A 25,415-nucleotide genomic window follows, 5' to 3' on the forward strand; every position below is an offset into this window, starting at 1 on the left:
GTTCACGCGAGCGGCCGGCCCCCCAGGTGCGGGGACCGGCCGGTCGGAAGGGCGGGGGCGGTCAGCCGCGCAGGGCCTGGACCGCCGCTTCCAGCCGCTTGCCGAAGTCGGCGTCGGCACGGCGGAAGTTGCCGATCGCGCGCTCGGCGATCTCGTCGCGCGAGACCTTGGCGATGAAGCCGGCGAGGTTGTCGATCAGCCGGGCCTTCTCGTCCTCGGAGTAGAGCCGGTAGAGGTCGCCGGCCTGTACGAAGTCGTTGTCCTCGGCGTGGCCGGGGGCCTCGTGGTTGCCGGTGCCGCCCGTGACCGGCAGGGGCTCCCAGAGCGGGCGGCCGGTCTGGGCCGGGCCGCCGAAGCTGTTCGGCTCGTAGTTCTTCGCGCCCCCGTGGCGGCCGTCGTAGAGATGTCCGTCGCGGCTGTTCGTCCGCGCCTCGGTGGCGTGCGGGCGGTTGACCGGCAGATGGTCGGCGTTGATGCCGACGCGGTAGCGGTGGGCGTCGCCGTACGCGAAGAGCCGGCCCTGGAGCATCTTGTCGGGGGACGGACCGATGCCCGGCACGAAGTGGGCGGGGCTGAAGATGGACTGCTCGGTCTCCGCGAAGACGTTCTCGGGATTCCGGTTGAGCTCCAGCCTGCCTATCTCGATCGGCGGGTAGTCCGCGTGCGGCCACACCTTGGTGAGGTCGAACGGGTTGAAGCGGTACGTCGCCGCCTCGGCCGCCGGCATGATCTGGACCTGCACGGTCCAGGACGGGAACTCGCCGCGCTCGATGGCCTCGCGCAGGTCGCGCTGGTGGCTGTCCGGGTCCTCACCGGCGAGCTTGTTCGCCTCGTCCTGGGTGAGGTTCTTGATGCCCTGGTCGGTCTTGAAGTGGTACTTGACCCAGAAGACCTCGCCGGCCTCGTTGTTCCACTGGTAGGTGTGCGAGCCGTACCCGTTCATGTGGCGCAGCGTGGCCGGGATGCCACGGTCGCCGAAGAGCCAGGTCACCTGGTGGGTGGACTCGGGCGACAGGCCCCAGAAGTCCCACACGTTGTCCGCCTCCTGGGAGCCGGTGTACGGGTCGCGCTTCTGGGTGTGGATGAAGTCGGGGAACTTGATGGCGTCCTTGATGAAGAACACCGGGGTGTTGTTGCCGACGAGGTCGTAGTTGCCGTCCTCGGTGTAGAACTTCAGCGCGAAGCCGCGGGGGTCACGCACCGCGTCCGCCGAGCCGAGGTTGCCGGCGACGGTGGAGAAGCGCAGAAACGTCTCGGTCTGCTTGCCGACCTCGGAGAGGAACTTCGCCCGGGTCCACTGCGAGACGTCGCGGGTCAGGGTGAAGGTGCCGTACGCCCCGGCGCCGCGGGCGTGCACGACGCGCTCCGGGATGCGCTCGCGGTTGAAGTGGGCGAGCTTCTCCAGCAGCGCCTGGTCCTGGACGAGCACCGGACCGCCGACGCCCGCGGTCTCGCTGTTCTGATTGTCGGCCACCGGCGCGCCGGCCTCCGTGGTGAGCGGTCCCTGCGTCACGTGCGCCTCCTGCGTCGTTCCTGCACATTCGTCATGTCTTCATGGCGTGCACAGCCTGCCCCTCGGCGTATGCCGTAATCGATCCTACAATGGACTAAGTCCAAGTCAAGCAAGCATCCAAAGTCACACCTGTTCGGGACATGGCCCCTCCACTGTTAGGCTTGCCCTCATGAGTGACCTGCTGGAACGACTTCGTGGACGCGGCTGGCGCATGACCGCACAGCGGCGCGTCGTGGCCGAGGTCCTCGACGGGGAGCACGTGCACCTGACCGCCGACGAGGTCCACGCCCGGGCCGTCGCCCGGCTGCCCGAGATCTCCCGCGCCACCGTCTACAACACGCTGGGCGAGATGGTGACCCTCGGTGAGGTCATCGAGGTCTCCACCGACCGCCGGGCCAAGCGCTACGACCCGAACGCCCACCGCCCCCACCACCACCTGGTGTGCGCGAAGTGCGGCGCGATCCGCGACGTGCACCCGGCGGGCGACCCGCTGGCGGATCTGCCGTCCGGCGAGCGCTTCGGCTTCACGGTCTCCGGCGTCGAGGTGACGTACCGCGGCATCTGCCCCAACTGCGCCGCGACCGCCTGACCCACCCCCGTTCTCCAGAACCGCCCCCGCCGGACACCCGGCGGGGGCGGTTCCGTTTCCGGGCCGGACGCCACCCGCTCCCGCGCACCCCCTTCCCTGATCTGACGGGTCGTCATATCGTCAGCGGCGATCACCGCCGCCCCGCGACGGCCGCGCACCTCGATCCGTACGAGGAGAGATCCGTGGGAGACCCGCACCCGAACCCGCTCCCGGCACCCGCCCCGGCGGCCACCGGACACCCCAAGCTCCGCGCCCGCGCGCTCGCCCGCTCCTTCGGCCGGGGCGCGAAGGCCCTGGCCGCGCTCGGCCCCCTCGATCTCGACATCGGACCGGGCGAGTTCACCTGCGTCGTCGGCCCTTCCGGCTGCGGGAAGTCCACCCTGCTGAGGATCGCCGCCGGACTGCTCCGCCCCAGCGCCGGTGAGCTGTCCATCCGTACGGCGTCCCCCCGCCCGGCCGCGATGATCTTCCAGGACTACGGGATCCACGACTGGAAGACCGTGCTGGCCAACGTCCGCTTCGGCCTCGACGTCCAGCGCGTCCCGCGCCGGGAGGCGGACGCCCGGGCGCGCGACTGGCTGGGCCGGATGGGGCTCGCCGACTTCGCCGGGGCCTATCCGGGGGCGCTCTCCGGCGGAATGCGCCAGCGCGTGGCGATCGCCCGTGCGCTGGCGGTCGAGCCCGAAGTGCTTCTGATGGACGAGCCGTTCGCCGCGCTCGACGCCCAGTTGCGCACGATCCTCCAGGACGAACTGCTCGACCTCACCCAGACCACCCGCACCACCACCCTGTTCATCACCCACAGCCTCGAAGAGGCGATCGTGCTGGGCGACCGGGTCCTGGTGATGTCGGCCCGGCCCGGCCGGATCATCGCCGAGCACCGGCCGCCGTTCGCACGGCCGCGCACCGGGGAGATCCGCTCGGCGCCGGAGTTCACCGCGCTCAGGAGCGAGCTGTGGGAACTGCTGCGCGGCGAGGTCCGCGGAGAGGCGGCCCCGGTATGAGTACGGCGGTGAAGTCCGGGAACCCCGAGGAACAGGTGCTGGTCCGCAGGCCGGGACCGCGGGAGCTGCACCCCGCGCGCACCCACCGCCGGCGCCGCGCCCTCGAAGTCGCGCTCGCCGTCGCCGTACCGCTGCTCCTGGTCCTGCTCTGGCAGCTGGCCGCCGCCCGGAACTGGATCGACGACCGGGTCTACCCCGCCCCCTCCACCATCCTGGCGGACGGCTGGGACCGGGCGGGCGACGGCGAGCTGTGGCCTGATGTGTGGGCCACGCTCAAGCGGGTGCTCGGCGGCTACGCCATCGGCACGGTCGCGGGCTATGCGCTCGGGCTGCTGATGGGTTCGCTCTCCCTCGTACGCGCGGCGCTGGAACCGCTGCTCGACGCCCTGTACGTCGTACCGAAGCTGGCGCTGCTGCCGGTGTTCCTCAACATGTTCGGCCTCGGCGAGGGCCCGCAGATCGCCCTGGTCGCCGCCACCGTCTTCTTCTTCGTCTGGATCTCGACCATGGCCGCCGTGCTCGCCGTCCCGGCCGGCCACCGGGACGCCGGGCAGGTGTTCGGCGCCTCGCCCTGGCAGATGTTCCGGCATGTGCTGCTGCCCGCCTCGCTGCCTGCGGTCCTGGTCGGCGCGCGGATCGCGGCGGGTGTGGCGGTGCTGGTCATCGTCGCCTCGGAGCAGATCGCGGCGGCCGACGGGCTGGGGCACCTGATCTTCGACTCCCGCGCGCTGTTCCGGAACGACGTGATGTTCGTCGGGATCGTCTGTGTCGCGGTGCTCGGGGTCGTCTTCTCCGAGGTGGTGCGGATCGCCGGCCGGCTGCTCACCCCGTGGGCCCCGCGCGACCGCGGCCGCAGTCAGACCTGAACGCTTCTTCGTACGGAGGCACTGTGCGTACACGTACCCCTTTGACCTGCACCGTCGTGCTCCTGGCGGCGTCCCTGCTCGGGGTTGCGGGCTGCGCCGGGGGCAAGACCCCGGGCGACGACGCCGCTGCCGCGCCCCGCACGGTCACCCCCGTGGCGGGCTGCGGCAGCGGGAGCTGGACCGACCCCGCCGGCCTCGCCCCCGACCGCAGACCCGCCCGCTGCGAGAAGGGCGCGCCCGCCGCGAGGCCGCTCGCGAAGAAACGGAAGATCACCGTCGCGACCGGCACGCTGAGCGCGGAGTACGTCGCCCCGCTCCAGGTGGCGGTGGACAAGGGCGAGTTCGCCAAGGAGGGCCTGGACGTCTCCCTGAAGGTGCTGCCCACCCCCGACGCCCTTCCCCTGCTCGCCAAGGGGGATGTCGACGCCCAGTGGGCGGCGCCGGAGGCCGCGGTGATGAACGGCATCGACGGCGGCTTCGCCATCAAATGGGTGGCGGGCAACTTCTCCCCCGACCCGGCCTCGAAGAGCGGGCTGTGGGTCCGCCTCAGGGACGGCGAGAGCGCCGGCCACGTGGACATGGCGGGCCGGAAGCTCGGCACGATGATCGGCAAGGGTTCGGTGATCGCCTATCCCATGGACACCTCGCTGAAGAAGCACGGCGGCGGGCTCGACCGGATCAGCTTCCAGCAGCTCGGCTCGGCCGATGTGCTCACCGCCCTGCAGAACGGCGGCGTGGACTCCGCCTGGCTGCTCGACCCGGTCTGGCGGAAGGTCGACGGCGACAAGAAGTACGTGTTCCTCGGCGGCCAGCCGGTCGGCGAACCGCTCGGCGGGCTGCTGTTCGGGCCCAACCTGCTGCACCAGGACCCGGACGCGGGCGTCGCCTTCCTGCGCGCCTACATCCGTACGGTGAACACCTACTTCGCCGGTGACTACAAGGCCGACGCGGCCTTCGTCGCCGAACTGGCCGGGCTGCTGAAGACCGACGAGGCCACCTTGCGCTCCACCCCGTCGATGCGGATGGACTGGGAGATCCGGAAGGGGACGACGGACCGGCTGCAGAAGGCGTACGCCGACTCCGGCGTCTCCGAGGGCGCGCCCGTCCCGGAGGACAGGGCCGTGGACCGGGCGATGTACGGCGAGGCCGTGGGCCACACCCCCTGAAGCCACCTGGCGCGGCATGCACAGAGGGCCGGATCCTCGAAAGGATCCGGCCCTCTGTCTTCAGTAGCGGGGACAGGATTTGAACCTGCGACCTCTGGGTTATGAGCCCAGCGAGCTACCGAGCTGCTCCACCCCGCGTCGTTGTGATCCCCACACTACGTCAGCCCCTGGACCAGCGCAAATCCCATTCCCCGGGCCCACCGGGGCAGGGCCGGGGGGCAGCCGCGGGGCTACGCGGTCAGCTCCTGGTGCAGCGCCTCGCGCAGCCGCGCGGCCCGCTCCGCGACCTCCGCGGGGCCCAGCTCGACCGCCCGGGCGCACCACCGCTGGCCCTCCGTGAGCTCGCCTCGGCGCGCGGCCAGCAGGGCCAGGCGCAGCGCCGCCCGGCCGTGTCCGTCGTTGGCGGCACGGCTCCACCACAGCGCCGCCTCCCGCTCGCTGCCCTCGCGGGCGAGCAGCAGGCCGAGGTTGAAGGCACCGTTGCGGCTGCCCGCCTCGGCCGCCTCGCGGTACCAGCGGCCGGCGCTCTCCACGTCGCCCCGGGACGCGGCGAGCATGCCGACGCGGACCTGGGCGCGGCGGTGGCCCTGTTCGGCGGCGCGCTCGTACCACTCCTCGCACTCGGACTTCTCCGGCATCGGCTCGCCCAGCGCGGGCGGTCCGGGCGGCGGCTGCCGCGAGTCGAGCACCCCGGCCAGCCGGAAGGCCGCCTCGGCGCTGCCGCCGCCCGCCGCGCAGCGCAGATGGCGCTCGGCCTCGCGCTCCTCGCCGTGGTGCAGCAGCGCCATGCCGACCTGGAGCGCCGCCTCGGTGTGCCCGGCCGCCGCGGCACGCTCGTACCAGAGCAGGGCCGTACGGTCCTCGTCGCGCCCGGCGTACAGGATGCCGAGGTTGAAGGCGGCGTCCACGCTGCCCGCCTCGGCCGCCTTGGAGAACCAGGGCTCCGCGCCGGTCGCGTCGCCCGCCTGGAGCAGGAGCACGGCCAGCGCGTTGGCGGCCTCCCGGTGGCCCGCGTAGGCGGCGCGGCGGTACCACTGCTCGGCCTGCGGCGTGCGGTCCTGGGCCGCGCAGAGCAGGCCGAGGTTGTACGCCCCGTTCACGTCGCCCGCGTCCATCGCGGCGCGGTACCAGCGCTCGGCGGTCTGCTGCTCGCCCCGGGCCGCGTGCAGCGCGCCCAGCGCGTTCGCGGCGTTGCCGTCGCCGTCCTGGGCGGCGCGCAGCCACCACACGGCGGCGCTCTCCCGGTCGCCCGCGTCGCGCAGCAGGAAGCCGAGCGCGCAGGCGGCCCGTGCCTCGCCCGCCTTGGCGGAGATGAGGTACCAGCGGCCGGCCTCCTTGAGCTCGCCGCGCTGTTCGAGGATGGCGCCCAGGTGCAGGGCGGCGCGCCGGTGGCCGCGCGCGGCGGCCTGGCGGTACCACTGCTCGGCCTCGCCGACGCGGCCCGCCTCGGGGCCCGCGACGGGGCTGTCGCCCTTGCGGGCGCCGGTGCGGTGGGAGCCGGTCTGCGTGACGTGTCCGGTGCCGGTCCTCGGGCCGGGGCCGGGCCCGCCGAAGGCGTCGTGCGCGTCGTCGGCGGCCTTGCGCTCCAGCATGCGTGCCAGGCGGTACGCCGCTTCGCGGTGGCCCTGCTCGGCCGCGGCGCGCAGCCAGCGCTCGGCGCCGACGTCGCTGCGGTGTTCCAGCAGGTCGGCGAGGGCGTACGCCCCCAGCGCGTGGCCCTGCTCGGCGGACTGGCGCAGCCAGTACTCGGCGCCGGGCTCGTCGCCGCGCTCGCGGTAGTGGCGTCCCAGGGCGTGCGCGGCCGCGGCGGAGCCCGCGACGGCGGCGGTCCGCCACCAGTCGGCCGCCTCGTCGGGGTAGCCGCGCTGGTGCAGGAGGACGCCCAGGTTGTTGGCCGCGGCGCGGTCGCCGTCGGCGGTGGCGGCGCGGAGGTAGGGCTCGGCGCCGGCCAGGTCGCCGCGGCGCAGCAGCAGCGCGCCGAGGACGCTCATCGACTCGGTGTCACCGGCGTCGGCGGCGCGGCGGTGGCGCGCCTCGCTCTCGGCGTTGTCCGCGCTCGCCGCAGTCTCCGCACCCTCGGTGTTCTCCACACCGTCGGCGGTCTCTGCCGTCTCTGCACTCTCTACGGTCGCGGCACACTCCGCAGTCTCGGCGGTCCCAATGTTGTCTTCGGTGTCTTCGCTGCTGTCTTCGCTGTCTTTGTACTGCGCGGCGGCGTCGGCAAACGACACATCCGCCATCTTTTCCGCCGGATGGACGTGACCCCGTACAAACCGCCCTGTCTCCAACAGAGTTGCCCTGTCCCCCATAAATACCATCGTCGCACCACCCGCAACCCGCGTACACCTGGTATAGCGCGGTCAGTGAGGTCACTTCAGCGTTTTGTCGACATGCCCACAGAGAGACAAGTCAAACACGCCTGAGCCCAACTCGTGCCCCGCGAACCGCACTTCACGCCCACTGCACAGAAAAGTCACCACGACGCAACGAAGGCCCGGATCCTCTGGAGGATCCGGGCCTTCGTCTTTCAGTAGCGGGGACAGGATTTGAACCTGCGACCTCTGGGTTATGAGCCCAGCGAGCTACCGAGCTGCTCCACCCCGCGTCGTTGTGTTCAAACCGTACCACGACGCGAAGGTGAAGCTTTACCGGGTTACTCAGCCGCCACTGTCGGCACTCGCCGAACTGGCCGGCTTGTTCGGTTTGTCGGTCTTGCTCGTGCTGCCCGACTTGGGCTGGGCGGCGGCCGCCCGCTCGAGCGCGTCCTGCAGATCCGTCTGCGCCTTGCCGTACGCGGCCCAGTCCTGCTTCTTCAGGGCCGCCTCGCCCTCCGTGTAGGCCTTCTGCGCGTCGGCGATGGCCTTCTTGAGGGCGTCGTCACCGGTGGCCGGCGGCGGCGTGGTGTCCCCGGGTGGCCGGGTGGTGTCGGCCGGCGGCTCGCCCGTATCGGAGCCCTCGGCGCCGAAGACGGCGTTGAGCGCCTCACCGAGGCTGTTCTCGAAGACGATCTTCGAGCCGTACGAGGCGGCCACCTTGCGCAGCAGCGGGTAGTTCTGGGTGCCACCGCGCGTGTAGACCGGCTCGATGTAGAGGAAGCCCCCTTCGAGCGGCACCGTCAGCAGATTGCCGTACTCGATGTCGGAGTCGGTGCCCTTGAGGTTTCTCACGAACTCGGCGACGTCGTCGTTGCCGTTGAGCTCACTCTGTACCTGGCCCGGCCCCTTCACCGTGGTGGTGACTCTCAGGAGTCTTATCGTCCCGTAGTCCTTGCTGGCCGCGTCGGCGTCGACCGCCATGAACGCCCCGAGGTCGGGCCGCCCCTTGGGGGTGAACGTCGTGGTCAGCGAGAACTTCTGAGCCGTCTGGTCCGGCATCTTTATGCTCAGGTAGTACGGCGGTACGGAACCGGACTCCTTGTTGGTCGGGTCGTCCGGGACCTGCCACGCGTCACTGCCGCTGTAGAACTGCGCGGGGCTGGTGACGTGGTAGCGGGTGAGCAGTTCGCGCTGCACCTTGAACAGGTCCTGCGGGTAGCGCAGGTGGTCCATGAGGTCCTGCGGGATGTCCGCCTTGGGCTTCACGGTCCCCGGGAACGCCTTGCGCCAGGTCTTGAGGACCGGGTCCTCGGTGTCCCACTCGTACAGCTTGACCGTGCCGTCGTAGGCGTCGACGGTGGCCTTCACCGAGTTGCGGATGTAGTTGACCTGGTTCTGCTGGGCGACGACCGCGCGCTGGTTGGTGGTCAGCGAGTCGGCCGTGGTGTCACCGAGCGTCGTACGCGAGGCGTACGGATAGCCGTTGGTCGTGGTGTACGCGTCCACGACCCACTGGATGCGCTTGTCGACCACGGCCGGATAGGCGTCGCCGTCGATCGTCAGCCAGGGCGCGACGGCTTCGACGCGCTCCTTGGGGGTGCGGTTGTACAGAATCCGCGAACCGTCGCCGATGGCTCCCGAGTACAGGATCTGCGGCTCGCTGAAGGCCACCGCGTACGCGGCGCGGTTGAACGCGCTGGAGAGGCTGACGCCGCTCTTGCCCTTGTAGCTGGTGGTCTTCTCGCCGTCCTCCTCGTAGTCGAGCTCCTTCTGGGGCCCGCCGACGATGGAGTACTGCTCGGTCTTCTCGCCGTAGTAGACCTCCTGCTGGTACGACCCCAGATCGCCGGTGGTCGGCAGTCCGGACTCGGTGAAGTCGGGAGATCCCTTCGGGTTCTTGCCGGTCGTGGTGCCCCGGGCGGCGATCGCACCGTAGCCGTGGGTGTAGGTGAAGTGGTCGTTGATCCAGTTGCGCTTGGGGATGCCCTGGAGGTTGAGCTCGCGCAGACCGATGACCGTGTCCTGCTCCTTGCCCGACGGGTCCTTGTAGCGGTCCACGTCCAGCGTCTTGGGGAACTGGTAGTAGTTCCTCTTCTGCTGGAGCTGCTGGAACGCCGGCGAGACGACGTTGGGGTCCATCACCCGGTAGCTGGCCGCGGTGTCCGCGCTGGCGCGGAGCTTCGCGTCGTCGTCCGTGGTGGACTTGCCGGCGTAGTCGGTGACCTTCGCGTCGTCGATGTCGTAGGCGTCGCGCGTGGCCTGGATGTTCTTCCGGATGAACGGCGCTTCCTTGGCCTGCTCGTTCGGCTGGACCTGGAACTTCTGCACGATCGCCGGGTAGAGCCCGCCGATCAGGATCGCCGAGAGCACCATCAGCCCGAAACCGATCACGGGCAGCTGCCAGGTGCGGCGCCAGAGCGTCGCGAAGAACAGCACGGCACAGATCGCGGCGATGCAGAACAGGATGGTCTTCGCCGGGAGGTAGGCGTTGGCGTCGACGTACCGCAGGCCCGTCCAGTTGTCCGTGGCCTTGAAGTCACTCGACTTCACCGCGAGCCCGTAGCGGTCGAGCCAGTACGCCACGGCCTTGAGCGCGACGAAGATCCCGAGCAGCACCGAGAGATGGCCGGTGGCCGCCCCCGTGGCCCGCGCGCCGGGGCTGGTGATGCGCAGCCCGCCGTACAGGTAGTGGGTCAGCGCCGCGGCGATCAGCGAGAGCACCGTGGCCGCGAAGCCGAAGCCCAGCAGGAAGCGGTACCAGGGCAGGTCGAACGCGTAGAAGGAGACGTCCAGATGGAACTGGGGGTCCTTCTGCCCGAACGAGACGCCGTTCACGTACATGAGCCAGGTACGCCACTGGCCGGAGGCAGACGCTCCGGCGATCAGACCGACGAGCGCGGTGATCGCGAGCAGCACCCACTTCTTGTACGGGGCGAGGCTCATCCGGTAGCGGTCCAGGCTCTGCTGCTCCAGCGACATCGCGCTCAGCGGCGGCCGGAGCCGGTGCGCGAGCCAGATGTTCACACCGATGGCGAGCGCCATCAGCAGTCCGAAGACGAGGAACAGTCCGATCTTGGTCCACAGGGTGGTGGTGAAGACGGATGAATACGCGACGGACCTGTACCAGAGCCAGTCGGTCCAGAACCCGGCGAACATGACGAACGCCATGGCGAGAATCGCCAGGACGCCGAGTGTCATGAGCAGGGTTCGGGCGCGCCGGGACGGGCGGCCGACTCTGATCCGTGGCCCGGTCGGGCCTCCGCCGCGGTCCGGCATCTGGAAAGCCAACGTGCGCACCTCGAAGTTCGCGGTCGTGTGGAGCGGGCCCAGCGATCGTAGAGCCCATCTATGCAACTTACTGAGGCTTTACCTAGTTCCCGTTCCCGGGGCGGAAGGAGGCAGGATGTTGTCCATGCCCAACGTTTCCCCCTCAGGCCCCCCGATGGCCGCCAGTCCCCTCACCGTCGCCGTGCTCGAGATCGACGAGTACATCTCCGGCCTCGGCTGGGACCAGCCCGCCCGCCTCTTCGCTCTGGTCGACACCGCACGCCTGCGGGTCCAGGAGCCGGGCCTGGCCTCCCAGCTCGGCCTCGACGGCGACGGCTCGGCCGCCGCACTCACCCCCATCGAGCAGGAGGAGCTTCCCGCAGGTACCGCACTGGACGAGTTCCTCGCCACGATCGCCTGGCCCGACGCCGTCGTCGGGTGCGCGATGACGGTGGAGCGGCTGATGCTGCCGCCGTCCGCCGAGGCCTCCGTCCCGGAGGGTCTCGACGACGCCCAGCTGACCAAGTGGGTCGCCGGGCACCCCGACCGGCAGGAGGTGCGGATGACCGTGGCCGTCCTGCGGGACGGGGCGCGCGAGTCGGCCGTACGGCTGCGCGAGAAGGACTCGCCGAACGAGGTGCTGACGGGTGCGGGGCTGGTGCCCGGCCTGGCCGAGGCCCTGGCCGCGACCTTCGAGTCCTGACCCGCCCGCTCCGCCGGGGGTGCGGTCAGCCTGCCGAGCAGCTCGGCAGGCCGGCCGTGTCCCCCGCGCGGATCTTCTCCAGCGACTTCTTGGCGTCCCCGATGCCCTTGACCCGGACCAGGGTGAGCCCGTCGGGGGTGTCGGATGCGGCCGCCTTGCAGTTCTCGTCGGGGGTCAGGAAGTAGCGCGCGCCCGCGTTGCGTGCGCCGACCAGCTTCATGTTGATGCCGCCGATCGGGCCGACCTTGCCCTTGTCGTCGATCGTGCCGGTGCCGGCGATGAACTTGCCGCCCGTCAGCTTGTCCGGCGTCAGCTTGTCGATGATGCCGAGGGAGAACATCAGCCCGGCGCTCGGGCCGCCCACGTCGGCGAGCTTGATTTCGATGTCGAACGGGAAGGTGTGGTCCGTCCCGGCCTGGATCCCGACGATCGCGCGGTTCTCCTTGGCGGCCTTCTTGGTCGTGACGGTGACCTTCTCGTTGCCCTGGGGCTCCTTGTGGGCCTTCTCGGCCGCCGCCGCGGTCTTGGCCGGGATGACGGTGAAGGTGACGTCCTGGCCGGGCTTGTGCCGCGTGACCAGCTTCGAGACGTCCTCGGGCTGCTTGACCGCGGTGCCGTCGACCGCCTTGATGACGTCGCCCGCGTGCAGCTTGCCCTGCGAGGGGCTGTCCTTGAGCACCGTGGAGACGACGACCCGGGACGGCACGGCGATGCCCAGCTCGGTGAGGGCCGCGACCTTGGCGCTCTCCTGGGACTGGCTGAACTCCTCGGCGTTCTCCTGCGTCGACTGTTCCTCGGTCTTGCCGTTCGGGTAGAGCGTGTCGTGCGGAACGACCACGGCGTCGTGACCCAGCCATCCGTAGACGGCTTCGACGAGGTTCATCTTGTAGTCGGCGCCGGTGACCCTGACCGTCGTCATGTTGAGGTTGCCGGACGTCTTGTACGTCTTGTGCCCGGTGATCTGCAGGACGGGCTCGCCGTCGACCTTGCCGAGGGTGTTCACCGTCGGCCCCGGGGACATCTCCGAGTACGGCACGTTGATCAGCACGCCTGCGCAGAGCAGCGCGATCAGGATCAGGGTGGAGGCGAGCATCGTCGCGGTGCGGCGTGGCATGGAACGACAGTACGGGAAGGGTCTGTCAGTGCACCGCCGGGGCCGGTCCGTACGGGGGCCCCGGCCGGGGGCGGCATGGGCGCCGGAGCGTCCGCTGCTGCGGGGTCACGGCGCGGATTGGCGATCGCGTACGAACGGCGTGGCGTCAGACGTTCGATATCTGCTCGACCGGTTCCGAAGCGGAGTGCGACCTCTCCATCGCTTCGCGGAACCGGGCGTAACCGGCGAGCTCGGTGACGTCACCGGTCGTGCGGTTGCGTGCGGCCCAGCTTCCCCATATCGCCGCGCCGAACGCAGCAATAAGCGGAATCAACAACCAGGCGAGTGCTGCCATGCCGACCTCCCTACCCCATGAGCGGTCGCAACTGACCGATCAGCAGATTAACCATCTGGAGAACCAACGCTCATGGCAGGGGGGCGGTTACGCAAATCGGGGCGGATGGCCGCCGATCGGGTTTGCCCTCAGCAGGCCCCGACCCACTCCTCCGTACCGTCCGAGAAGCGCTGGTGCTTCCAGATCGGGACCTCGTGCTTGAGGTCGTCGATGAGCTTGCGGCAGGCCTCGAAGGCCTCGGCCCGGTGCGGGCAGGAGACCGCCACGACCACGGCGAGATCGCCCACCTCCAGTTCACCCACCCGGTGGACCGCGGCCAGCGCCCGGACCGGGAAATCGGCGACGACCTTCTCGGCCACCCGGCGCATCTCGTCCTGGGCCGAGGGGTGGCACGAATAGCCGAGCGCCCCGACGTCCTGGCCGCCGTCGTGGTTGCGCACGGTGCCGACGAAGAGCGCGATGCCGCCCGCCGCGTCGTCGCCGACCGCGCGGAAGACCTCGTCCACCGACAGGGGGGTGTCACGGATCTCCAGCAGCCGGATCGGGTCCTGTGCCGCCTGCTCGCCGGGGTGGTCGTACGTGGGTGCCATGCCCTCCATCGTGCCGTAACGCCCCGGCATCCCGGAATTGCCGATTCACCCGGCGGGCCGCCCTGGGCGTTGGAGTCTTCTACAGCCCCTAGATGCGGCGGCGGGCCTTGCGGGCGCGGCGCACCAGGGCGGCGGTGCCGAGCAGGGCCACGGTCGCACCGGCGGCTCCCGCGGCGGTGGCGTCCTTGCGGCCGAGCCGGCGGCCGGCGACGGTGTGGCGTCCCTCGACCTCCTCCAGGAGCGCGGCGAGCACCTCCTCGTTGGTCCAGCTCGGCCGCCACCCCACGTCGTGCAGCCGGCTGACGCTGACCACCCAGGGGTGCATCGTGTACGCGAGGTCGCCCGCCGGGGAGGGGGTCAGGCCGATCCGGTGCAGCCGGGCGGCGGCGCCCAGGGCGACGGCGGAGGGCAGCTCCATCCGGCGGACACCGCTGAGCTCCTCGACCTCCTCCTGTTCGAGCCAGCCGTCGCAGCCGACCGCGAACTCCCCGTCGATCTTCTCCAGGGCGGCGTACTCCAGCGCTGTGACCAGGTCGTCCACGTGGCAGAACTGCCAGGTGGGGCGGGATCCGGCCACCACGAGGAGCCGGGGCGACTCGAAGTACCGGGTCAGCGCGGTGTCCGTGCCGCCGACGAGGACGGTGGGGCGGACGACGGTGACCTGGAGACCGGGGTGGGCGCGCGGGGCGCGGCGGCCGAGCCGTTCGATCTCCAGCAGGTCGCCGACGCCGGTGGCCTCGGCGGTGGCCCGCAGCTCGGCGTCCTCGGCGAGCGGGATGTCGTTGTCGGGCAGGGCCCCGTAGACCATCGCGGAGGTGCACAGCACGACCCGGTGGACGCCGACGGCCGCGGCGGCGGTCAGCACGGTCTGGGTGCCGCGCACGTTGTAGGCGGTGCGGGCAGCGGGATCGGTCTCCAGGTCGAGATCGAGAGCCAGGTGCACGACGACATCGGCGCCGCGCAGCTTCTCCGCGATGGCGGGGTCGCGGACGTCGAGGATGTGCCAGGTCGCGTCGGAGACCTCGCCCCGGCGTTCGTCGACGGCGATGACCTGCTTGATCTCCTCGGAGGCCGCGAGGCGTGCGGTGAGCAGCTCGCCGACACCCGTCGCGGCGCCGGTGACGGCCACGACGGGGCCGCGGCTTCTGGAGCGGCTGCGGACGGGCCGGCTCTCGGGCTCGGCCCCGGACGTGTTCTCGGGCGTGTTCGCGGGCGAAGGGTCGGCCAGGTTTCGCGCTGCGCGAACCTGAGGATCTGGGGAACTCACCGGGCGTCTCCAGCGGTTGTCTTCAGTACGTACCCGCATGACGCGTACGTACCAGGTGGCGTCCATCCTGCCGCAGGCCGGGAGCAGGCGGAGCACTGAGGCCCTGAGCGGACTTGGTGTCTACGCTGGATGGTGATGTCGGGCAGTCGCCGTCGGTTCGAGCCGGCGGCCCTACGAGCCGAGGAAACCCGTGAGTGACACCCCATTCGGATTCGGCCTTCCGCCGGAGGAGCCGGACGACGGCGACAAGGGCAAGAAGAACGACCCCACCGGAGGTGGGCAGGGTTCGGGCGGTCCGGCGAACCCGTTCGGCTTCGGCCCCGGCGCGGGCGGTGACAACCCCTTCGCCGCCATGTTCGGCTCGATGAACCCCAACGATCTGGGCGCCGCTTTCCAGCAGCTCGGCCAGATGCTGAGCTACGAGGGCGGTCCCGTGAACTGGGACATGGCGAAGCAGATCGCCCGCCAGACGGTCTCGCAGGGCACGCCGGACGGCACCAAGGACGCCAGCGTCGGCCCCTCCGAGCGTGCCGCGGTCGACGAGGCGCTGCGCCTGGCCGACCTCTGGCTGGACGGCGTGACGTCGCTGCCCTCCGGTTCGGTCTCCACCGTGGCGTGGAGCCGTGCGGAGTGGGTGGAGGCCTCCCTGCCGGCCTGGCAGAAGCTGGTCGACCCGGTGGCCGAGCGTGTCGGGCTGGCCATGGGCGATGTGCTGCCCGAGGAGATGCAGGCCATGGCGGGCCCGCTGATCGGCATGATGCGGTCGATGGGCGGTGCGATGTTCGGCCAGCAGATCGGGCAGGCCGTCGGCGTGCTGGCGGGCGAGGTGGTCGGCTCGACCGACATCGGACTGCCGCTGGGCCCGGCCGGCAAGGCCGCGCTGCTTCCGCTGAACGTGGAGCGGTTCGGCAAGGACCTGAGCGTCCCGCAGGACGAGGTGCGGCTGTATCTGGCCCTGCGCGAGGCCGCCCACCAGCGGCTCTTCGCCCATGTGCCGTGGCTGCGCTCGCATCTGTTCGGTGCGGTCGAGGGCTATGCGCGCGGCATCAAGGTGGACACCAGCAAGCTGGAGGACGTGGTCGGCCAGTTCGACCCCTCGCAGCCGGAGCAGTTGCAGGACGCGCTCCAGCAGGGCATGTTCCAGCCGGAGGACACCCCGGAGCAGAAGGCCGCCCTGGCCCGTCTGGAGACGGCCCTCGCGCTGGTCGAGGGCTGGGTGGACGCCGTGGTCCACGAGGCCGCGAAGTCCCGGCTGACCTCCTCTGACGCGCTGCGCGAGACGATGCGCCGGCGCCGCGCGTCGGGCGGGCCCGCCGAGCAGACGTTCGCCACGCTCATCGGCCTCCAGCTGCGTCCCCGGCGGCTGCGGGACGCCTCGCGCCTGTGGGCCTCGCTCACGGACGCGCGCGGGCTCGACGGACGCGACGCGCTCTGGGAGCACCCGGACATGCTGCCGACCGCTCACGACCTGGACGACCCGGACGGTTTCGTCCACCACGAGCAGCCGGACTTCTCCGAGCTGGACAAGATGCTCGGCGAGGCGGCGAACGGCCCGCAGAAGCCCCCGGCCGGCTCCGACGGCCCGGCGGCCGAGGACGACGACGGCAAGGACGACACGGACAAGTGAGCCTGCACGACGACGCCGTTCTCGTACTGAAGGGCTACGGGAGCGGCGAGGACGGGCTGGATGCCGCCCAGACGGAGCTGCGGCAGGACTATCTGGACCATCTGGCGCGGCATCCCGACGGCATGTGGAAGGCCTGCGAGGCCGGGCATCTGACGGCCAGCGCCCTGGTCGTCGACCCGGAGCGCGGCCGGGTGCTGCTCACGCTGCACCGCAAGCTGCGGATGTGGCTGCAGATGGGCGGCCACTGCGAGCCCGGTGACGGCACCCTGGCCGCCGCGGCGCTGCGCGAGGCGACAGAGGAGTCCGGGATCACCGGACTGACACTGCCGGCGGGCGGTCCGGTGGCCCTGGACCGTCATCCGATCCCGGCCCCGTGCCACTGGCATCTGGATGTGCAGTACGTGGCGCTCGCGCCGTCGGGCGCGGCGGAGCGGATCAGTGACGAGTCGCTCGACCTGCGCTGGTTCGCGTACGACGAGGTCGCCGGGGTCGCCGACTCCTCGGTGGTCCGTCTGCTGGAGCGCACCCGCGCGGCGCTGGGCGAGGGCCGGTAGGGAGTTCCGGGCGCGGGTAAGGGGCGGCCTCCCGAGAGGCCGCCCCTTACCGTTTCGCTGTGCGCGCCGCTCAGTTCCAGGCGTTGTTCTGGTTCTGCGCGTGGGAGCCCTGCTGGCCCATGCCGTACTGGGCGCGCAGGCCCTGGCCGATCTGGGCGCTCTGCGGGGGCAGGACCTCGCTCGGCTGCACCAGGGCGAAGCCCTGTCCGAGGAAGCTGAGCTCCCAGCCCTCGCCGGTGTTGCCGCGCCGGCGGAAGACACCCGAGGAGTGCGTCTGGGCCTGCATCTGCACCCGCAGGGAGCTGGACCAGGCGACGATCGCGTCGGCGTCGGCGTTGACGTACTTGTCGGGCGTGACCTGCATCATCAGCGGCTGGCCGGAGGTCATCAGGGCGACCTTGCCGGTGCCGGAGATGTTGAGCTGGTACTTGCCGGTGCCCGAGATGCCGTACTGGCTGTCCACGGCGATGACCTCGCTGTGCAGCGAGGAGTCGAGCGCCAGCACATAGGCGCTGTCGACCGTCAGCCCGTCGCGGTCGACATCCACGATGTGGACGTACTGCGCGAGGTTGGCGAGATAGACGGTGCCCTGCCCGGAGCAGCGCATGAGGTCGAGGCCCTCACCGGTGTGCGCGCGGGCGCGGCGCTGTCCGTGCGACTGGTACTCGCCGTCGAACTCCATCAGGCCCTGGTAGGCGACCATGGCCCCCTTGCGGGCCAGGACGTCGTCGTGGCCGGTCAGCGAGACCCTCAGGAGCTGCGGGTTCTGGACCGTGTAGCGCTCCTGCGACTGCTGTTCCGTGTAGCTGAAAAGCGAACTCTGCATGGTGTGTTCTCCCTCCCCGTCAGTTCCGGACGCGCAGCCGGTCGGTACTGTCCTCGCTCGGCTGGACGACGACGATCCCCTGGCCGGAGAAGGCCATCTGGAACGCCTCGCCGCTGCCCCGCCCGATCAGCGAGGATGCCTTGAAGCTGCGCTTGCCCTTCACCTTGAGGTTCGGGGACCACGCGACCAGGGCGTCCGGGTCGACGTACGTCTCGTCCTCGCCGCGTCCGCAGTCGACGACGATCGGCGTGCCGCGCGAGGTGATCGCGACCCAGCCGGTGCCGGAGATGCAGACGTTCCACAGGCCCTGGCCGGCGAACTTGGCCAGCCCCTTGACCCTTTCGACGCCCCAGGTGAGGTGGCCGTCGAAGGCGAGGACATTGGTGCCGTTGACCGAGAGGGAGTCGTTGTTGAGATTGATGACGACCACGTCGGCGCCGTAGTCGGCGAGGTAGAGCAGCCCGTCACCGGCGCACTTCATCAGGGGCGCGCCCTCGCCGGTGATCCACTGCGAGGCGATCTGGCGGACGGCGGGCGGGTTGGGCTCGTACTGGATGAAGCCCTCGTACGCCACCATCGAGCCGGTGCGCGCGAAGAGGTCCTGGCCGGTGGCCATGGCCACCTTCAGCATCGAATGGCCGTGGTTCTCCATCCGGGCCGTGACGGGGGTCGGGGCGTAGCCCGCGAGTTGCTGGTTCATGACGGGCTCCCTCAGACCTCGTAGGGCTGGACGACGATGAAGTTGCCGGGTGCGCCCCGGAACTGGAGGTTCACGGTCTCTCCGCTGTGTCCGGGGTAGGCGTTGCGGCGCAGCCGGACCTGGCTGGAGATGATCACCTGGGACGCTGCCGACCACGCCACGACGGCGTTGCAGTCGGCGAAGGTGGTCGGGGTGACCGGCAGGACGACGGGGACACCGTGGGTCTTGACGACGATGGTGCCGGTGCCCTGGAACTGCATGGTGAACAGGGCGCCGCCGGGGATGCCGTGGCCCTCGATCCTGCGGACCTCGTACTGGAGCGACTCGTCGAAGGCGAGGACGCTCTCGGCCGAGACGCAGATGCCGTCGCCCTGGAGTTCGATGGCGTGCAGATGGGAGCCGTCCTCGGCGAGGAAGACCTGTCCGCGGCCGGTACAGCGCATCAGCTGCATTTCCTGGCCGGTGGCGTTGCCGACCATCCGGCCCGCGAAACCGGCACCCTTGTAGCCGAAGTCCACCTTGCCCTGGTACATCACCATGCTGCCCTGGCGGGCCAGCACGCCCGTGCCGCCCATGGTGAGGTCCACGCGCATGAGCTGCTGGTTCTGCGGGGTCCAGCGCTGGCCGGTGGCGGTCTCCTTGTACGCCTGCAGCGCGGCCTGGAGCCCGGCGCCGGCCTGCGGCACCCCTTGCGGCACGCCCTGGGGCGCACCGCCCGGCGGCATACCGGGAGGCTGCTGCCCGAACGGAGCCTGCGGCGGCTGTCCGAACGGGTTGGGGGCCGGCTGTCCGTAGGGCGCGGGCGCCTGTCCCGGGACCTGCCCGAACTGCGGCTGCTGGGGCTGCTGTCCCGGCTGTCCGTACGGAGCGGGCGCGGGCGGCGGCGGTACGGTGCCGCCCGGCGGGGCCAGCGGTGCCGCGATCGTCGGCGCGGCGTGCATCTGCTGCTGCGGGGCGGGGGCGGCCGGGGCACCGAAGGACGGTGCGGGCTGCGGGGCCTGAGGCGCCTGCGGTGCGGCCGGGGCTCCGAACGGGGGAGCCGGCGCCGCCTGCGCGGGCGGGGCGAAGGACGGGGCCCCAGCCTGCGGCTGCGGGGCGGCCGGGGCCTCCTCGGCGACCTCGCCGCCGAAGTTCTTCAGCAGCGCGTCGAGTCCGCCGTCGAAGCCCTGTCCCACGGCGGCGAACCGCCAGACGTCCTTCAGATAGAAGTCACCCAGCATGACGGCACGCTCGGTGGTGAACTCCGAGCCGGTGAAGGCGTACCTGACGACTTCCTCGCCGCCCGCCACGATCCGGATGTACCCGGGCCCCACCTGTGACATCTGCCCGGCGCCGTCCACCGTCGCGGTGAAGGACAGCTTGTGGATGTTCGCCGGAATTCGGTCCAGGGTGACGCGGAACGACTCGGTGTCACCTGCCTGGGCGCCGAGGAGCTGAATGGACTCCTCGGGAGATTTCGGCTGATTGAAGAAGACGAAATACCGGTCGTCGGAGAGCTGCTCATTGGCATCGAGGCCGAAGCAGCTGATGTCAAAGGTCAGTCCCGGGCCGGCGATCTGCACACCTACGTACAGGTCCGTCCCCGGCGTGAGATCGCTGATCTTGGCCTTGTGGCCGCGTTGGAATTCCCTGGCCATGCGTAACGACCGTCCCCCATCCGGAAGGTGAATGCGTCGGGTCAGGCTAACCGCAAAGTCCCGCATCGGACCAAGCCGGTACAGACCCGGTACACAACCGCGGAGGTCACTCGCCGCGCGCGGCGGGCAGATGCGGCAGCCGGTCGGCCGCCACCACCCCTTCGAGATAGCCCCGGGCCCGCTCCGTGCGGGGGTAGGCGTCGAGGAGCCGCCAGAACCTCGGCCCGTGCCCGGGGACCAGGAGATGCGCCAGCTCATGGACGAGCACGTAGTCGACGACGTACTCCGGCATGCCCTGCAGCCGGTGCGACAGGCGGATGCTGCCCTCGGCGGGGGTGCAGGAGCCCCAGCGGGTGTTCTGGTTGGTCACCCACCGCACCGAGACGGGCCGGGCCCGGCCCTGGAAATACTGGGCGGACAGGCGCTCCGCGCGTTCGGCGAGCTCGGTGTCGCCGAGGATGCGCTTGTTCTCCTGGGCGGCGAGCTTGTCGAGCATCACGCTCACCCAGCGCTGCTCCTCGGCCTCGGACATCCGGGCGGGGATCAGCACGATCGTGCGGTCGCCCTCCCGGTACGCGGAGACCGTTCGGCTGCGCCGGGTGCTCCTGCGGACCTCGACCGCGCTCGTCGCCGAGGCGCGGGGCGGGTGGTCTTCGGCGCTGCGCCGGCGGGTTCCGGCACCGCGCGCGGAAGTCTCCCCGGCGAGGCCGGGTGACGGGTCGGCGGGCACGGCACGACGTTACCCGCTGTCAGTGGGGGAAGTCCCGCCTCCGGGACGGTTCAGACATGATCCACCCCACGGCTTGCACCATTTGAACGACTAATACCCACGCCTGTGGATAACTTTTCGCACGCCCGGGCCGTCCCCTGCATTCTGGCAATGGATCTCGCACAGCCACACAGACCGGGGGAAGCCGTGCATCCGATGTTGAAGCCCGCACTCCGCCGCGCATGGCGCGGCCGCGGCACCGTGCAATTCGGAGTGACGCCCGCACATGCGGTGAAGGTCGGCCCGATGGATATCGCGACGGGCTGTTTTCTGGAACTTCTCGACGGAACGCGGGGTATGCCGCTGCTGTACGAGGAGGCCCGCACCCTCGACCTGAACGCACGTCAGGTCGACACGCTCGTGATGCGGTTGGTGGACGCCGGACTGATCGACGACGTCCGCGCGGGCGGCGCCCCGGCCGACGCGTTACGGAAGCGGGCGGATGTCCTGGAGCGCCACCGGCCCGACCTGGCGTCACTCTCCGTGGTCCATCCGGAGCCCGGCGGAGGCATGGGACGGCTGGCGGCCCGTCGCTCGATGCGCGTCCAGGTGAGGGGAGCCGGGCGGGTCGGCGCGGCCGTCGCGGCGGTGCTCTCCGGGTCCGGGGTGGGCCGGGTCGAGGTCCTGGACGGTGGCTGCGCCGAGCCGGGTGACGTGGCGCCCGGCGGGCTGCCCGCCTCGGCCGTCGGGGAGCGCAGGGACATGGCGGCCCGCCAGCTGGTGCGCCGCTCGGCCCCGGGTCCGGCGCCCCGGGCCACCGCGGCGGCGGCCGGCCAGGGCGGCGGGGAGCCGGGGCTGTCCCTGATCGTGGTGGCCCCGCGCGACGGCCCGTCCGCGTACCTCCCCGATCCGGGCACGGCCGAGCCCTGGATCTCCTCGGGCACCCCTCATCTCTACGCCGGAGTGATCGAGGCCACGGGATTCGTCGGGCCCCTGGTGCTCCCGGGCGGCACGGCCTGCGCGGGGTGCCTGGATCTGCGCCGGCGCGAGCGGGACCCGCAGTGGCCGCGGATGCTCGCGCAGTGGCAGTCGGGCCGCCGCAGCGCCGTCCAGGCCTGCGACCTGGGGCTGGCGACAGCGGTGGCGGGTCTCGCGGCGGCCCACGCCCTGGCCTTCCTGGACGGCGAACTGCCCATGAGCACGGGCACCCGGTGGGAGGCCGCGCTGCCGCTGTTGGACTGGCGGTCGGAGCGGATCGGGGCCCACCTCGACTGTCGCTGTGGAGCGGCTGGGCACACTGAGGGGGTGCGCACCTCCGGCGCCGGAACGGCGCACGACACAATGGCCGGGTAACCGCCGCACGCAGCGCGGCAGTCTGGGATTTGGAGGGGCTTATGTCTGATCTTCCCCGGAAGGCGGTCACCCGAACCGCCAAGCTGGCCGCGCTGCCTTTGGGGTTCGCGGGCCGGGCCACCTGGGGCCTGGGCAAGCGCATCGGCGGGAAGTCCGCGGAGCTGGTCGCCCGCGAGGTGCAGCAGCGCACGGCCGACCAGCTCTTCAAGGTCCTGGGCGAGCTGAAGGGCGGGGCGATGAAGCTCGGGCAGGCCCTTTCCGTCTTCGAGTCCGCCCTGCCCGAGGAGGTCGCGGGTCCCTACCGGGCGGCGCTCACCAAACTGCAGGAGGCCGCGCCTCCCCTGCCGAGCGGCACCGTGCACGCGGTGCTGGCGGAGCGGATCGGCGAGGACTGGCGGGACCTCTTCCTCAGCTTCGAGGACAAGCCGTCCGCCGCCGCCTCGATCGGGCAGGTGCACCGGGCGGTGTGGCACGACGGCCGGGACGTCGCGGTGAAGGTGCAGTATCCGGGCGCCGGGGAGGCGCTGCTGTCGGATCTGACCCAGCTCAGCCGGTTCGCCCGGCTGCTGGGCCCGCTGATCCCGGGCATGGACATCAAGCCGCTCATCACGGAGCTGCGCGACCGGGTCTCCGAGGAGCTGGACTACGAGCAGGAGGCGCGGTCCCAGCGGGAGCACGCCGAGGAGTTCGCGGACGATCCCGATGTGGTGGTGCCCGGGGTGGTCCACCAGTCCGACCAGGTGCTGGTCACCGAGTGGATCGACGGGGTGCCGCTGGCCGATGTGATCGCCGACGGGACGCCCGCGCAGCGGGACCGGGCCGGACAGCTGCTGGCCCGGTTCCTCTTCTCGGGCCCGGCCCGCACGGGCCTGCTGCACGCGGACCCGCACCCGGGCAACTTCCGCCTGCTGCCCCCGGACCCGGCCGAGAGCGCGGCCGGCGACGAGGGCGGTGACGCGGATGGTGACGCGGACGCCGGGGTGGAGCGGTGGCGGCTCGGTGTCCTGGACTTCGGCACGGTGGACCGGCTGCCGGGCGGGCTGCCGCAGACCATCGGGGACTCGCTGCGGCTGACCCTGCTGGGCGAGGCGGAGGCGGTGTACGAGCTGCTGCGCGAGGAGGGGTTCGTCAAGGACTCGATCGACCTCGATCCGGACGCGGTGCTCGACTACCTCCTGCCGATCATCGAACCGGCGGAGGTGGAGGAGTTCACGTTCAGCAGGGGCTGGATGCGCAATCAGGCGGCCCGCATAGCGGATCCGCGGTCCCCCGCCCATCAGCTGGGCAAGCAGCTCAACCTGCCGCCCTCGTATCTGCTGATACACCGGGTGACGCTGAGCACGATCGGGGTGCTGTGCCAGCTCGGCGCCACGGTCCGGCTGCGCGAGGAACTCGAGTCCTGGCTCCCGGGGTTCGTGCCGGCGGAGGAGGACGAGGGCTTCGAGGAAGCCGTCGAAGCCGGGGAAGCCGATGAGACCGAAGGCGCCGAAGAGGCCGAAGAGGAAGGTGCGGCGGCGACCGCGGACGTCAGGTAGCGGGGCCGCCCGTCACCACCAGGCGGAGTCGAGGCGGCCCTCGATGGACCTGATGTGGGTGCGCGCGCAGGTGTCGCAGAAGTAGCGGCGACTGCCGTTCTCCACGGAACAGATCCAGGTCGGCGGTGCGCTGTCGCTTCCCGCGTCGGTGCCGCACAGGGCGCATACGACGCGGTCGGGGCCCGGCGTTTCGGGGCGGTGCCTGTCCTCGTCCACCTCGTGACGATAACTCCGGCCGTGCGATGCGGCATGACGACGCACGACCGCGGGGCCGGTCCGTCCGGACCGGCCCCGCGGCAGGGGTACTGCTGGGGATGTTGCCCCGCCGAGGCGCAGAGAGCGGCTGCCCCTCGGCGGGTCCTGCTGGTGTTCGTCCTGCTGGTGTTCGGTCCTGCTCGGTTCAGTGCATGACCGCCATGGCCAGCGCACGGCGGGCGCGCATCGAGGCGCGCTCGGCCCGGCGCTGCATCCGCCGCGCGGCGACCAGGCGCACGGCCTGACGCTCGGCTTCGGCTTCCCGCAGGCGGTCGTGCATATGCGCACGAGCCAGGGCTTCTGGGATGAGTTGCATTTCGCGGGTCCTGTTCTGACGCGAGTCGTTCGCGCCGATGATGGTGACGTCCGGTGTCGCGGAGCCGACGGGCTCACTCGTGGGGATGGTCATTGGTGCCTGGTTTCGGGGGTCGTGGGTCAGGGGACGGTCGATGGTTCCGATGCGCTTCATGGGTTTGGGGGCCGTGACCCCCAGGTCGGCGGTCACGCCGCGACCGGGTTCTTGCGCGGACGGCCACGCGGCCGCTTGCGGGCCACGACGACGCCCTGGATGAAGAGCTCGCCACCCCAGACGCCCCAGGGCTCGCGGCGCTCCTTGGCGCCGGCGAGGCAGGCCTCGACGAGCGGGCAGGTGCGGCAGAGGGACTTGGCGTACTCGACGTCGGCGGGCGACTCCGCGAAGAAGACCTCCGGGTCGTAGGCACGGCAGGGAACGGGCACGCCGAGGTTCTCGATGGCGTCGTCGAGCGCGGTGAGCGCGGTGAGGGGCTGCAAGGCGGAGTCCTCCGTGAGGCCGGGCGGGGGGATCGTTTCGGAAGGCGGTACGGACGGGGCGTGCGCTTCGAGTTGCACGGTGGTGGTGTCCTCGTCTGGTCGTTTCCGGCCTGTTGGCCGGGGGGCGGCTGGTACCAGGTCCTGCTTTTCCCGAGGCTCCTTCGTGCTGTCTCGTCCGTTCGGACAAAACAAAAGGGCCGCGGATCCCGAGTGGGGTTCCGCGGCCCTGAAGGCGCCGGCCTGATTCTCGATCAGGCTGGATCACTCCAGGGTTCAGGCCCACGGAAGGCCCACATCGTGTGGTGGTGCGTCATCTGCTGCTTCTTGGCGCCGGCTTCCGCTCCCGCACCGACGGCCGCAAAGGCATAGGCCTGAGCCTGTCCCTTCGCTACTGCTGCTGCCGGTGCCTGGGTCGGTCGCTCATTGCGCTCCCGCACGGGAAGGCTTGCCGGGGACAGCGGGCGGGCGGCAGAAATGCCGGACACACCGGTGGCACGCAGCGAGGACTTCGCAGAGAGGGAGAGGCCGAGCGAGCAGGCGGAGACGACCGAGAGATCGGTCATTTTGTTGGTCTCGATGATGCTGATCACTTCAATCGCCTCCTCTCGGCGTCTCTGGGGACCGGCCAGGCCGGTCCTGCGTATTCGGATAAGTACAGCACAGGGTCAGGGCTTCAGAGAAGTCGCTGTTCCCGTGGTT

At 70.9% G+C, this 25,415-nt stretch carries 24 protein-coding genes and 2 tRNA genes; 9 read left to right on the forward strand and 17 right to left on the reverse strand.

The window, feature by feature from the left end; genetic code table 11:
* Nucleotides 1-61: 61 nt before the first annotated feature.
* Complete coding sequence (locus RLT58_RS11710) at nt 62-1,513, reverse strand: catalase (protein ID WP_311310334.1); 1,452 nt, start codon at nt 1,511-1,513, stop codon at nt 62-64.
* A gap of 169 nt (nt 1,514-1,682) precedes the next feature.
* Here RLT58_RS11710 and RLT58_RS11715 point away from each other — a divergent pair, with 169 nt between their 5' ends.
* The 4 genes from RLT58_RS11715 to RLT58_RS11730 all read left to right on the forward strand — a co-directional run bounded on the left by RLT58_RS11715 (nt 1,683) and on the right by RLT58_RS11730 (nt 5,138).
* Nucleotides 1,683-2,102 carry a Fur family transcriptional regulator gene (locus RLT58_RS11715; protein WP_311310335.1) on the forward strand — a complete coding sequence of 140 codons (420 nt, stop codon included), beginning with the start codon at nt 1,683-1,685 and terminating at the stop codon, nt 2,100-2,102.
* Nucleotides 2,103-2,284: 182 nt separating this feature from the next.
* Nucleotides 2,285-3,106: an ABC transporter ATP-binding protein gene (locus tag RLT58_RS11720; protein ID WP_311310336.1), complete on the forward strand. Its 822-nt coding sequence runs from the start codon at nt 2,285-2,287 to the stop codon at nt 3,104-3,106.
* Nucleotides 3,103-3,972 (forward strand): ABC transporter permease, encoded by an 870-nt coding sequence (locus tag RLT58_RS11725; RefSeq protein ID WP_311310337.1) that lies wholly within the window; start codon nt 3,103-3,105, stop codon nt 3,970-3,972. Before RLT58_RS11720 ends, RLT58_RS11725 begins: the two co-directional genes overlap by 4 nt.
* Before the next feature lie 23 nt (nt 3,973-3,995).
* Nucleotides 3,996-5,138: an ABC transporter substrate-binding protein gene (locus RLT58_RS11730; RefSeq protein WP_311310338.1), complete on the forward strand. Its 1,143-nt coding sequence runs from the start codon at nt 3,996-3,998 to the stop codon at nt 5,136-5,138.
* 64 nt (nt 5,139-5,202) lie between these two features.
* On the opposite strand, the gene RLT58_RS11735 is transcribed toward RLT58_RS11730, so the two are convergent.
* The 4 genes from RLT58_RS11735 to RLT58_RS11750 form a co-directional block, all read right to left on the reverse strand.
* Nucleotides 5,203-5,276: transfer RNA gene (locus RLT58_RS11735), tRNA-Met, on the reverse strand.
* 92 nt (nt 5,277-5,368) lie between these two features.
* Nucleotides 5,369-7,378 (reverse strand): tetratricopeptide repeat protein, encoded by a 2,010-nt coding sequence (locus RLT58_RS11740; RefSeq protein WP_399131354.1) that lies wholly within the window; start codon nt 7,376-7,378, stop codon nt 5,369-5,371.
* 291 nt (nt 7,379-7,669) lie between these two features.
* A tRNA-Met gene (locus RLT58_RS11745) sits at nt 7,670-7,743 on the reverse strand.
* A 52-nt stretch (nt 7,744-7,795) separates the two neighbouring features.
* Nucleotides 7,796-10,729 carry a UPF0182 family membrane protein gene (locus RLT58_RS11750; RefSeq protein ID WP_311314489.1) on the reverse strand — a complete coding sequence of 978 codons (2,934 nt, stop codon included), beginning with the start codon at nt 10,727-10,729 and terminating at the stop codon, nt 7,796-7,798.
* 127 nt (nt 10,730-10,856) lie between these two features.
* On the opposite strand from RLT58_RS11750, the gene RLT58_RS11755 reads away from it, so the two are divergent.
* Nucleotides 10,857-11,423, forward strand: coding sequence for a PPA1309 family protein (locus RLT58_RS11755; protein ID WP_311310340.1), 567 nt, complete (start codon nt 10,857-10,859; stop codon nt 11,421-11,423).
* A 25-nt stretch (nt 11,424-11,448) separates the two neighbouring features.
* Here RLT58_RS11755 and RLT58_RS11760 read toward each other — a convergent pair whose 3' ends face one another.
* The 4 genes from RLT58_RS11760 to RLT58_RS11775 form a co-directional block, all read right to left on the reverse strand.
* On the reverse strand, nt 11,449-12,537 hold the full coding sequence (locus tag RLT58_RS11760; RefSeq protein WP_311310341.1) for a YlbL family protein: 1,089 nt from the start codon (nt 12,535-12,537) through the stop codon (nt 11,449-11,451).
* A gap of 145 nt (nt 12,538-12,682) precedes the next feature.
* A complete protein-coding gene (locus RLT58_RS11765; protein ID WP_311310342.1) occupies nt 12,683-12,871 on the reverse strand; it encodes a hypothetical protein in 189 nt (62 codons plus the stop codon).
* 128 nt (nt 12,872-12,999) lie between these two features.
* Nucleotides 13,000-13,461 carry a molybdenum cofactor biosynthesis protein MoaE gene (locus RLT58_RS11770; protein WP_311310343.1) on the reverse strand — a complete coding sequence of 154 codons (462 nt, stop codon included), beginning with the start codon at nt 13,459-13,461 and terminating at the stop codon, nt 13,000-13,002.
* Between the two features lie 88 nt (nt 13,462-13,549).
* Nucleotides 13,550-14,728, reverse strand: coding sequence for an SDR family oxidoreductase (locus RLT58_RS11775; RefSeq protein ID WP_311310344.1), 1,179 nt, complete (start codon nt 14,726-14,728; stop codon nt 13,550-13,552).
* Nucleotides 14,729-14,918: 190 nt separating this feature from the next.
* On the opposite strand from RLT58_RS11775, the gene RLT58_RS11780 reads away from it, so the two are divergent.
* On the forward strand, nt 14,919-16,355 hold the full coding sequence (locus RLT58_RS11780) for a zinc-dependent metalloprotease (RefSeq protein WP_311310345.1): 1,437 nt from the start codon (nt 14,919-14,921) through the stop codon (nt 16,353-16,355).
* Nucleotides 16,352-16,909, forward strand: coding sequence for an NUDIX hydrolase (locus tag RLT58_RS11785; protein WP_311310346.1), 558 nt, complete (start codon nt 16,352-16,354; stop codon nt 16,907-16,909). Before RLT58_RS11780 ends, RLT58_RS11785 begins: the two co-directional genes overlap by 4 nt.
* Before the next feature lie 70 nt (nt 16,910-16,979).
* Here the strand turns inward: RLT58_RS11785 and RLT58_RS11790 are convergent, their stop codons facing one another.
* The 4 genes from RLT58_RS11790 to RLT58_RS11805 form a co-directional block, all read right to left on the reverse strand.
* On the reverse strand, nt 16,980-17,735 hold the full coding sequence (locus RLT58_RS11790; protein WP_311310347.1) for an AIM24 family protein: 756 nt from the start codon (nt 17,733-17,735) through the stop codon (nt 16,980-16,982).
* Between the two features lie 19 nt (nt 17,736-17,754).
* Nucleotides 17,755-18,435, reverse strand: coding sequence for an AIM24 family protein (locus RLT58_RS11795; protein WP_311310348.1), 681 nt, complete (start codon nt 18,433-18,435; stop codon nt 17,755-17,757).
* A gap of 11 nt (nt 18,436-18,446) precedes the next feature.
* Complete coding sequence (locus RLT58_RS11800; protein ID WP_311310349.1) at nt 18,447-20,072, reverse strand: TerD family protein; 1,626 nt, start codon at nt 20,070-20,072, stop codon at nt 18,447-18,449.
* A 106-nt stretch (nt 20,073-20,178) separates the two neighbouring features.
* A complete protein-coding gene (locus tag RLT58_RS11805; RefSeq protein ID WP_311310350.1) occupies nt 20,179-20,802 on the reverse strand; it encodes a M48 metallopeptidase family protein in 624 nt (207 codons plus the stop codon).
* 186 nt (nt 20,803-20,988) lie between these two features.
* Between RLT58_RS11805 and RLT58_RS11810 the strand changes: the two genes are divergently transcribed.
* Both RLT58_RS11810 and RLT58_RS11815 read left to right on the forward strand, forming a co-directional pair.
* Nucleotides 20,989-22,134 (forward strand): ThiF family adenylyltransferase, encoded by a 1,146-nt coding sequence (locus RLT58_RS11810; RefSeq protein WP_311310351.1) that lies wholly within the window; start codon nt 20,989-20,991, stop codon nt 22,132-22,134.
* Nucleotides 22,135-22,175: 41 nt separating this feature from the next.
* Nucleotides 22,176-23,669, forward strand: a complete 1,494-nt coding sequence (locus RLT58_RS11815; RefSeq protein ID WP_311310352.1) for an ABC1 kinase family protein — start codon at nt 22,176-22,178, stop codon at nt 23,667-23,669.
* A 12-nt stretch (nt 23,670-23,681) separates the two neighbouring features.
* Here the strand turns inward: RLT58_RS11815 and RLT58_RS11820 are convergent, their stop codons facing one another.
* The 4 genes from RLT58_RS11820 to RLT58_RS11835 form a co-directional block, all read right to left on the reverse strand.
* Nucleotides 23,682-23,885 carry a hypothetical protein gene (locus RLT58_RS11820; RefSeq protein WP_311310353.1) on the reverse strand — a complete coding sequence of 68 codons (204 nt, stop codon included), beginning with the start codon at nt 23,883-23,885 and terminating at the stop codon, nt 23,682-23,684.
* A gap of 184 nt (nt 23,886-24,069) precedes the next feature.
* On the reverse strand, nt 24,070-24,393 hold the full coding sequence (locus tag RLT58_RS11825; protein WP_311314490.1) for a putative WhiB-interacting protein: 324 nt from the start codon (nt 24,391-24,393) through the stop codon (nt 24,070-24,072).
* 32 nt (nt 24,394-24,425) lie between these two features.
* A complete protein-coding gene (locus tag RLT58_RS11830; RefSeq protein ID WP_311310354.1) occupies nt 24,426-24,794 on the reverse strand; it encodes a WhiB family transcriptional regulator in 369 nt (122 codons plus the stop codon).
* A 173-nt stretch (nt 24,795-24,967) separates the two neighbouring features.
* Complete coding sequence (locus tag RLT58_RS11835) at nt 24,968-25,306, reverse strand: hypothetical protein (protein WP_311310355.1); 339 nt, start codon at nt 25,304-25,306, stop codon at nt 24,968-24,970.
* Nucleotides 25,307-25,415: the final 109 nt, after the last annotated feature.

This window comes from Streptomyces sp. ITFR-16 (genome assembly GCF_031844705.1).
Taxonomy (GTDB): Bacteria; Actinomycetota; Actinomycetes; order Streptomycetales; family Streptomycetaceae; genus Streptomyces.

Excerpts from the sequence above, each read along its gene's own strand:
- RLT58_RS11715 (WP_311310335.1), top strand. The coding sequence starts at position 1,683 with ATGAGTGACCTGCTGGAACGACTTCGTGGACGCGGCTGGCGCATGACC.
- RLT58_RS11725 (WP_311310337.1), top strand. The coding sequence starts at position 3,103 with ATGAGTACGGCGGTGAAGTCCGGGAACCCCGAGGAACAGGTGCTGGTC.
- RLT58_RS11740 (WP_399131354.1), bottom strand. The coding sequence starts at position 7,378 with ATGGCGGATGTGTCGTTTGCCGACGCCGCCGCGCAGTACAAAGACAGC.
- RLT58_RS11750 (WP_311314489.1), bottom strand. The coding sequence starts at position 10,729 with ATGCCGGACCGCGGCGGAGGCCCGACCGGGCCACGGATCAGAGTCGGC.
- RLT58_RS11755 (WP_311310340.1), top strand. The coding sequence starts at position 10,857 with ATGTTGTCCATGCCCAACGTTTCCCCCTCAGGCCCCCCGATGGCCGCC.
- RLT58_RS11760 (WP_311310341.1), bottom strand. The coding sequence starts at position 12,537 with ATGCCACGCCGCACCGCGACGATGCTCGCCTCCACCCTGATCCTGATC.
- RLT58_RS11765 (WP_311310342.1), bottom strand. The coding sequence starts at position 12,871 with ATGGCAGCACTCGCCTGGTTGTTGATTCCGCTTATTGCTGCGTTCGGC.
- RLT58_RS11770 (WP_311310343.1), bottom strand. The coding sequence starts at position 13,461 with ATGGCACCCACGTACGACCACCCCGGCGAGCAGGCGGCACAGGACCCG.
- RLT58_RS11790 (WP_311310347.1), bottom strand. The coding sequence starts at position 17,735 with ATGCAGAGTTCGCTTTTCAGCTACACGGAACAGCAGTCGCAGGAGCGC.
- RLT58_RS11795 (WP_311310348.1), bottom strand. The coding sequence starts at position 18,435 with ATGAACCAGCAACTCGCGGGCTACGCCCCGACCCCCGTCACGGCCCGG.
- RLT58_RS11800 (WP_311310349.1), bottom strand. The coding sequence starts at position 20,072 with ATGGCCAGGGAATTCCAACGCGGCCACAAGGCCAAGATCAGCGATCTC.
- RLT58_RS11815 (WP_311310352.1), top strand. The coding sequence starts at position 22,176 with ATGTCTGATCTTCCCCGGAAGGCGGTCACCCGAACCGCCAAGCTGGCC.
- RLT58_RS11825 (WP_311314490.1), bottom strand. The coding sequence starts at position 24,393 with ATGAAGCGCATCGGAACCATCGACCGTCCCCTGACCCACGACCCCCGA.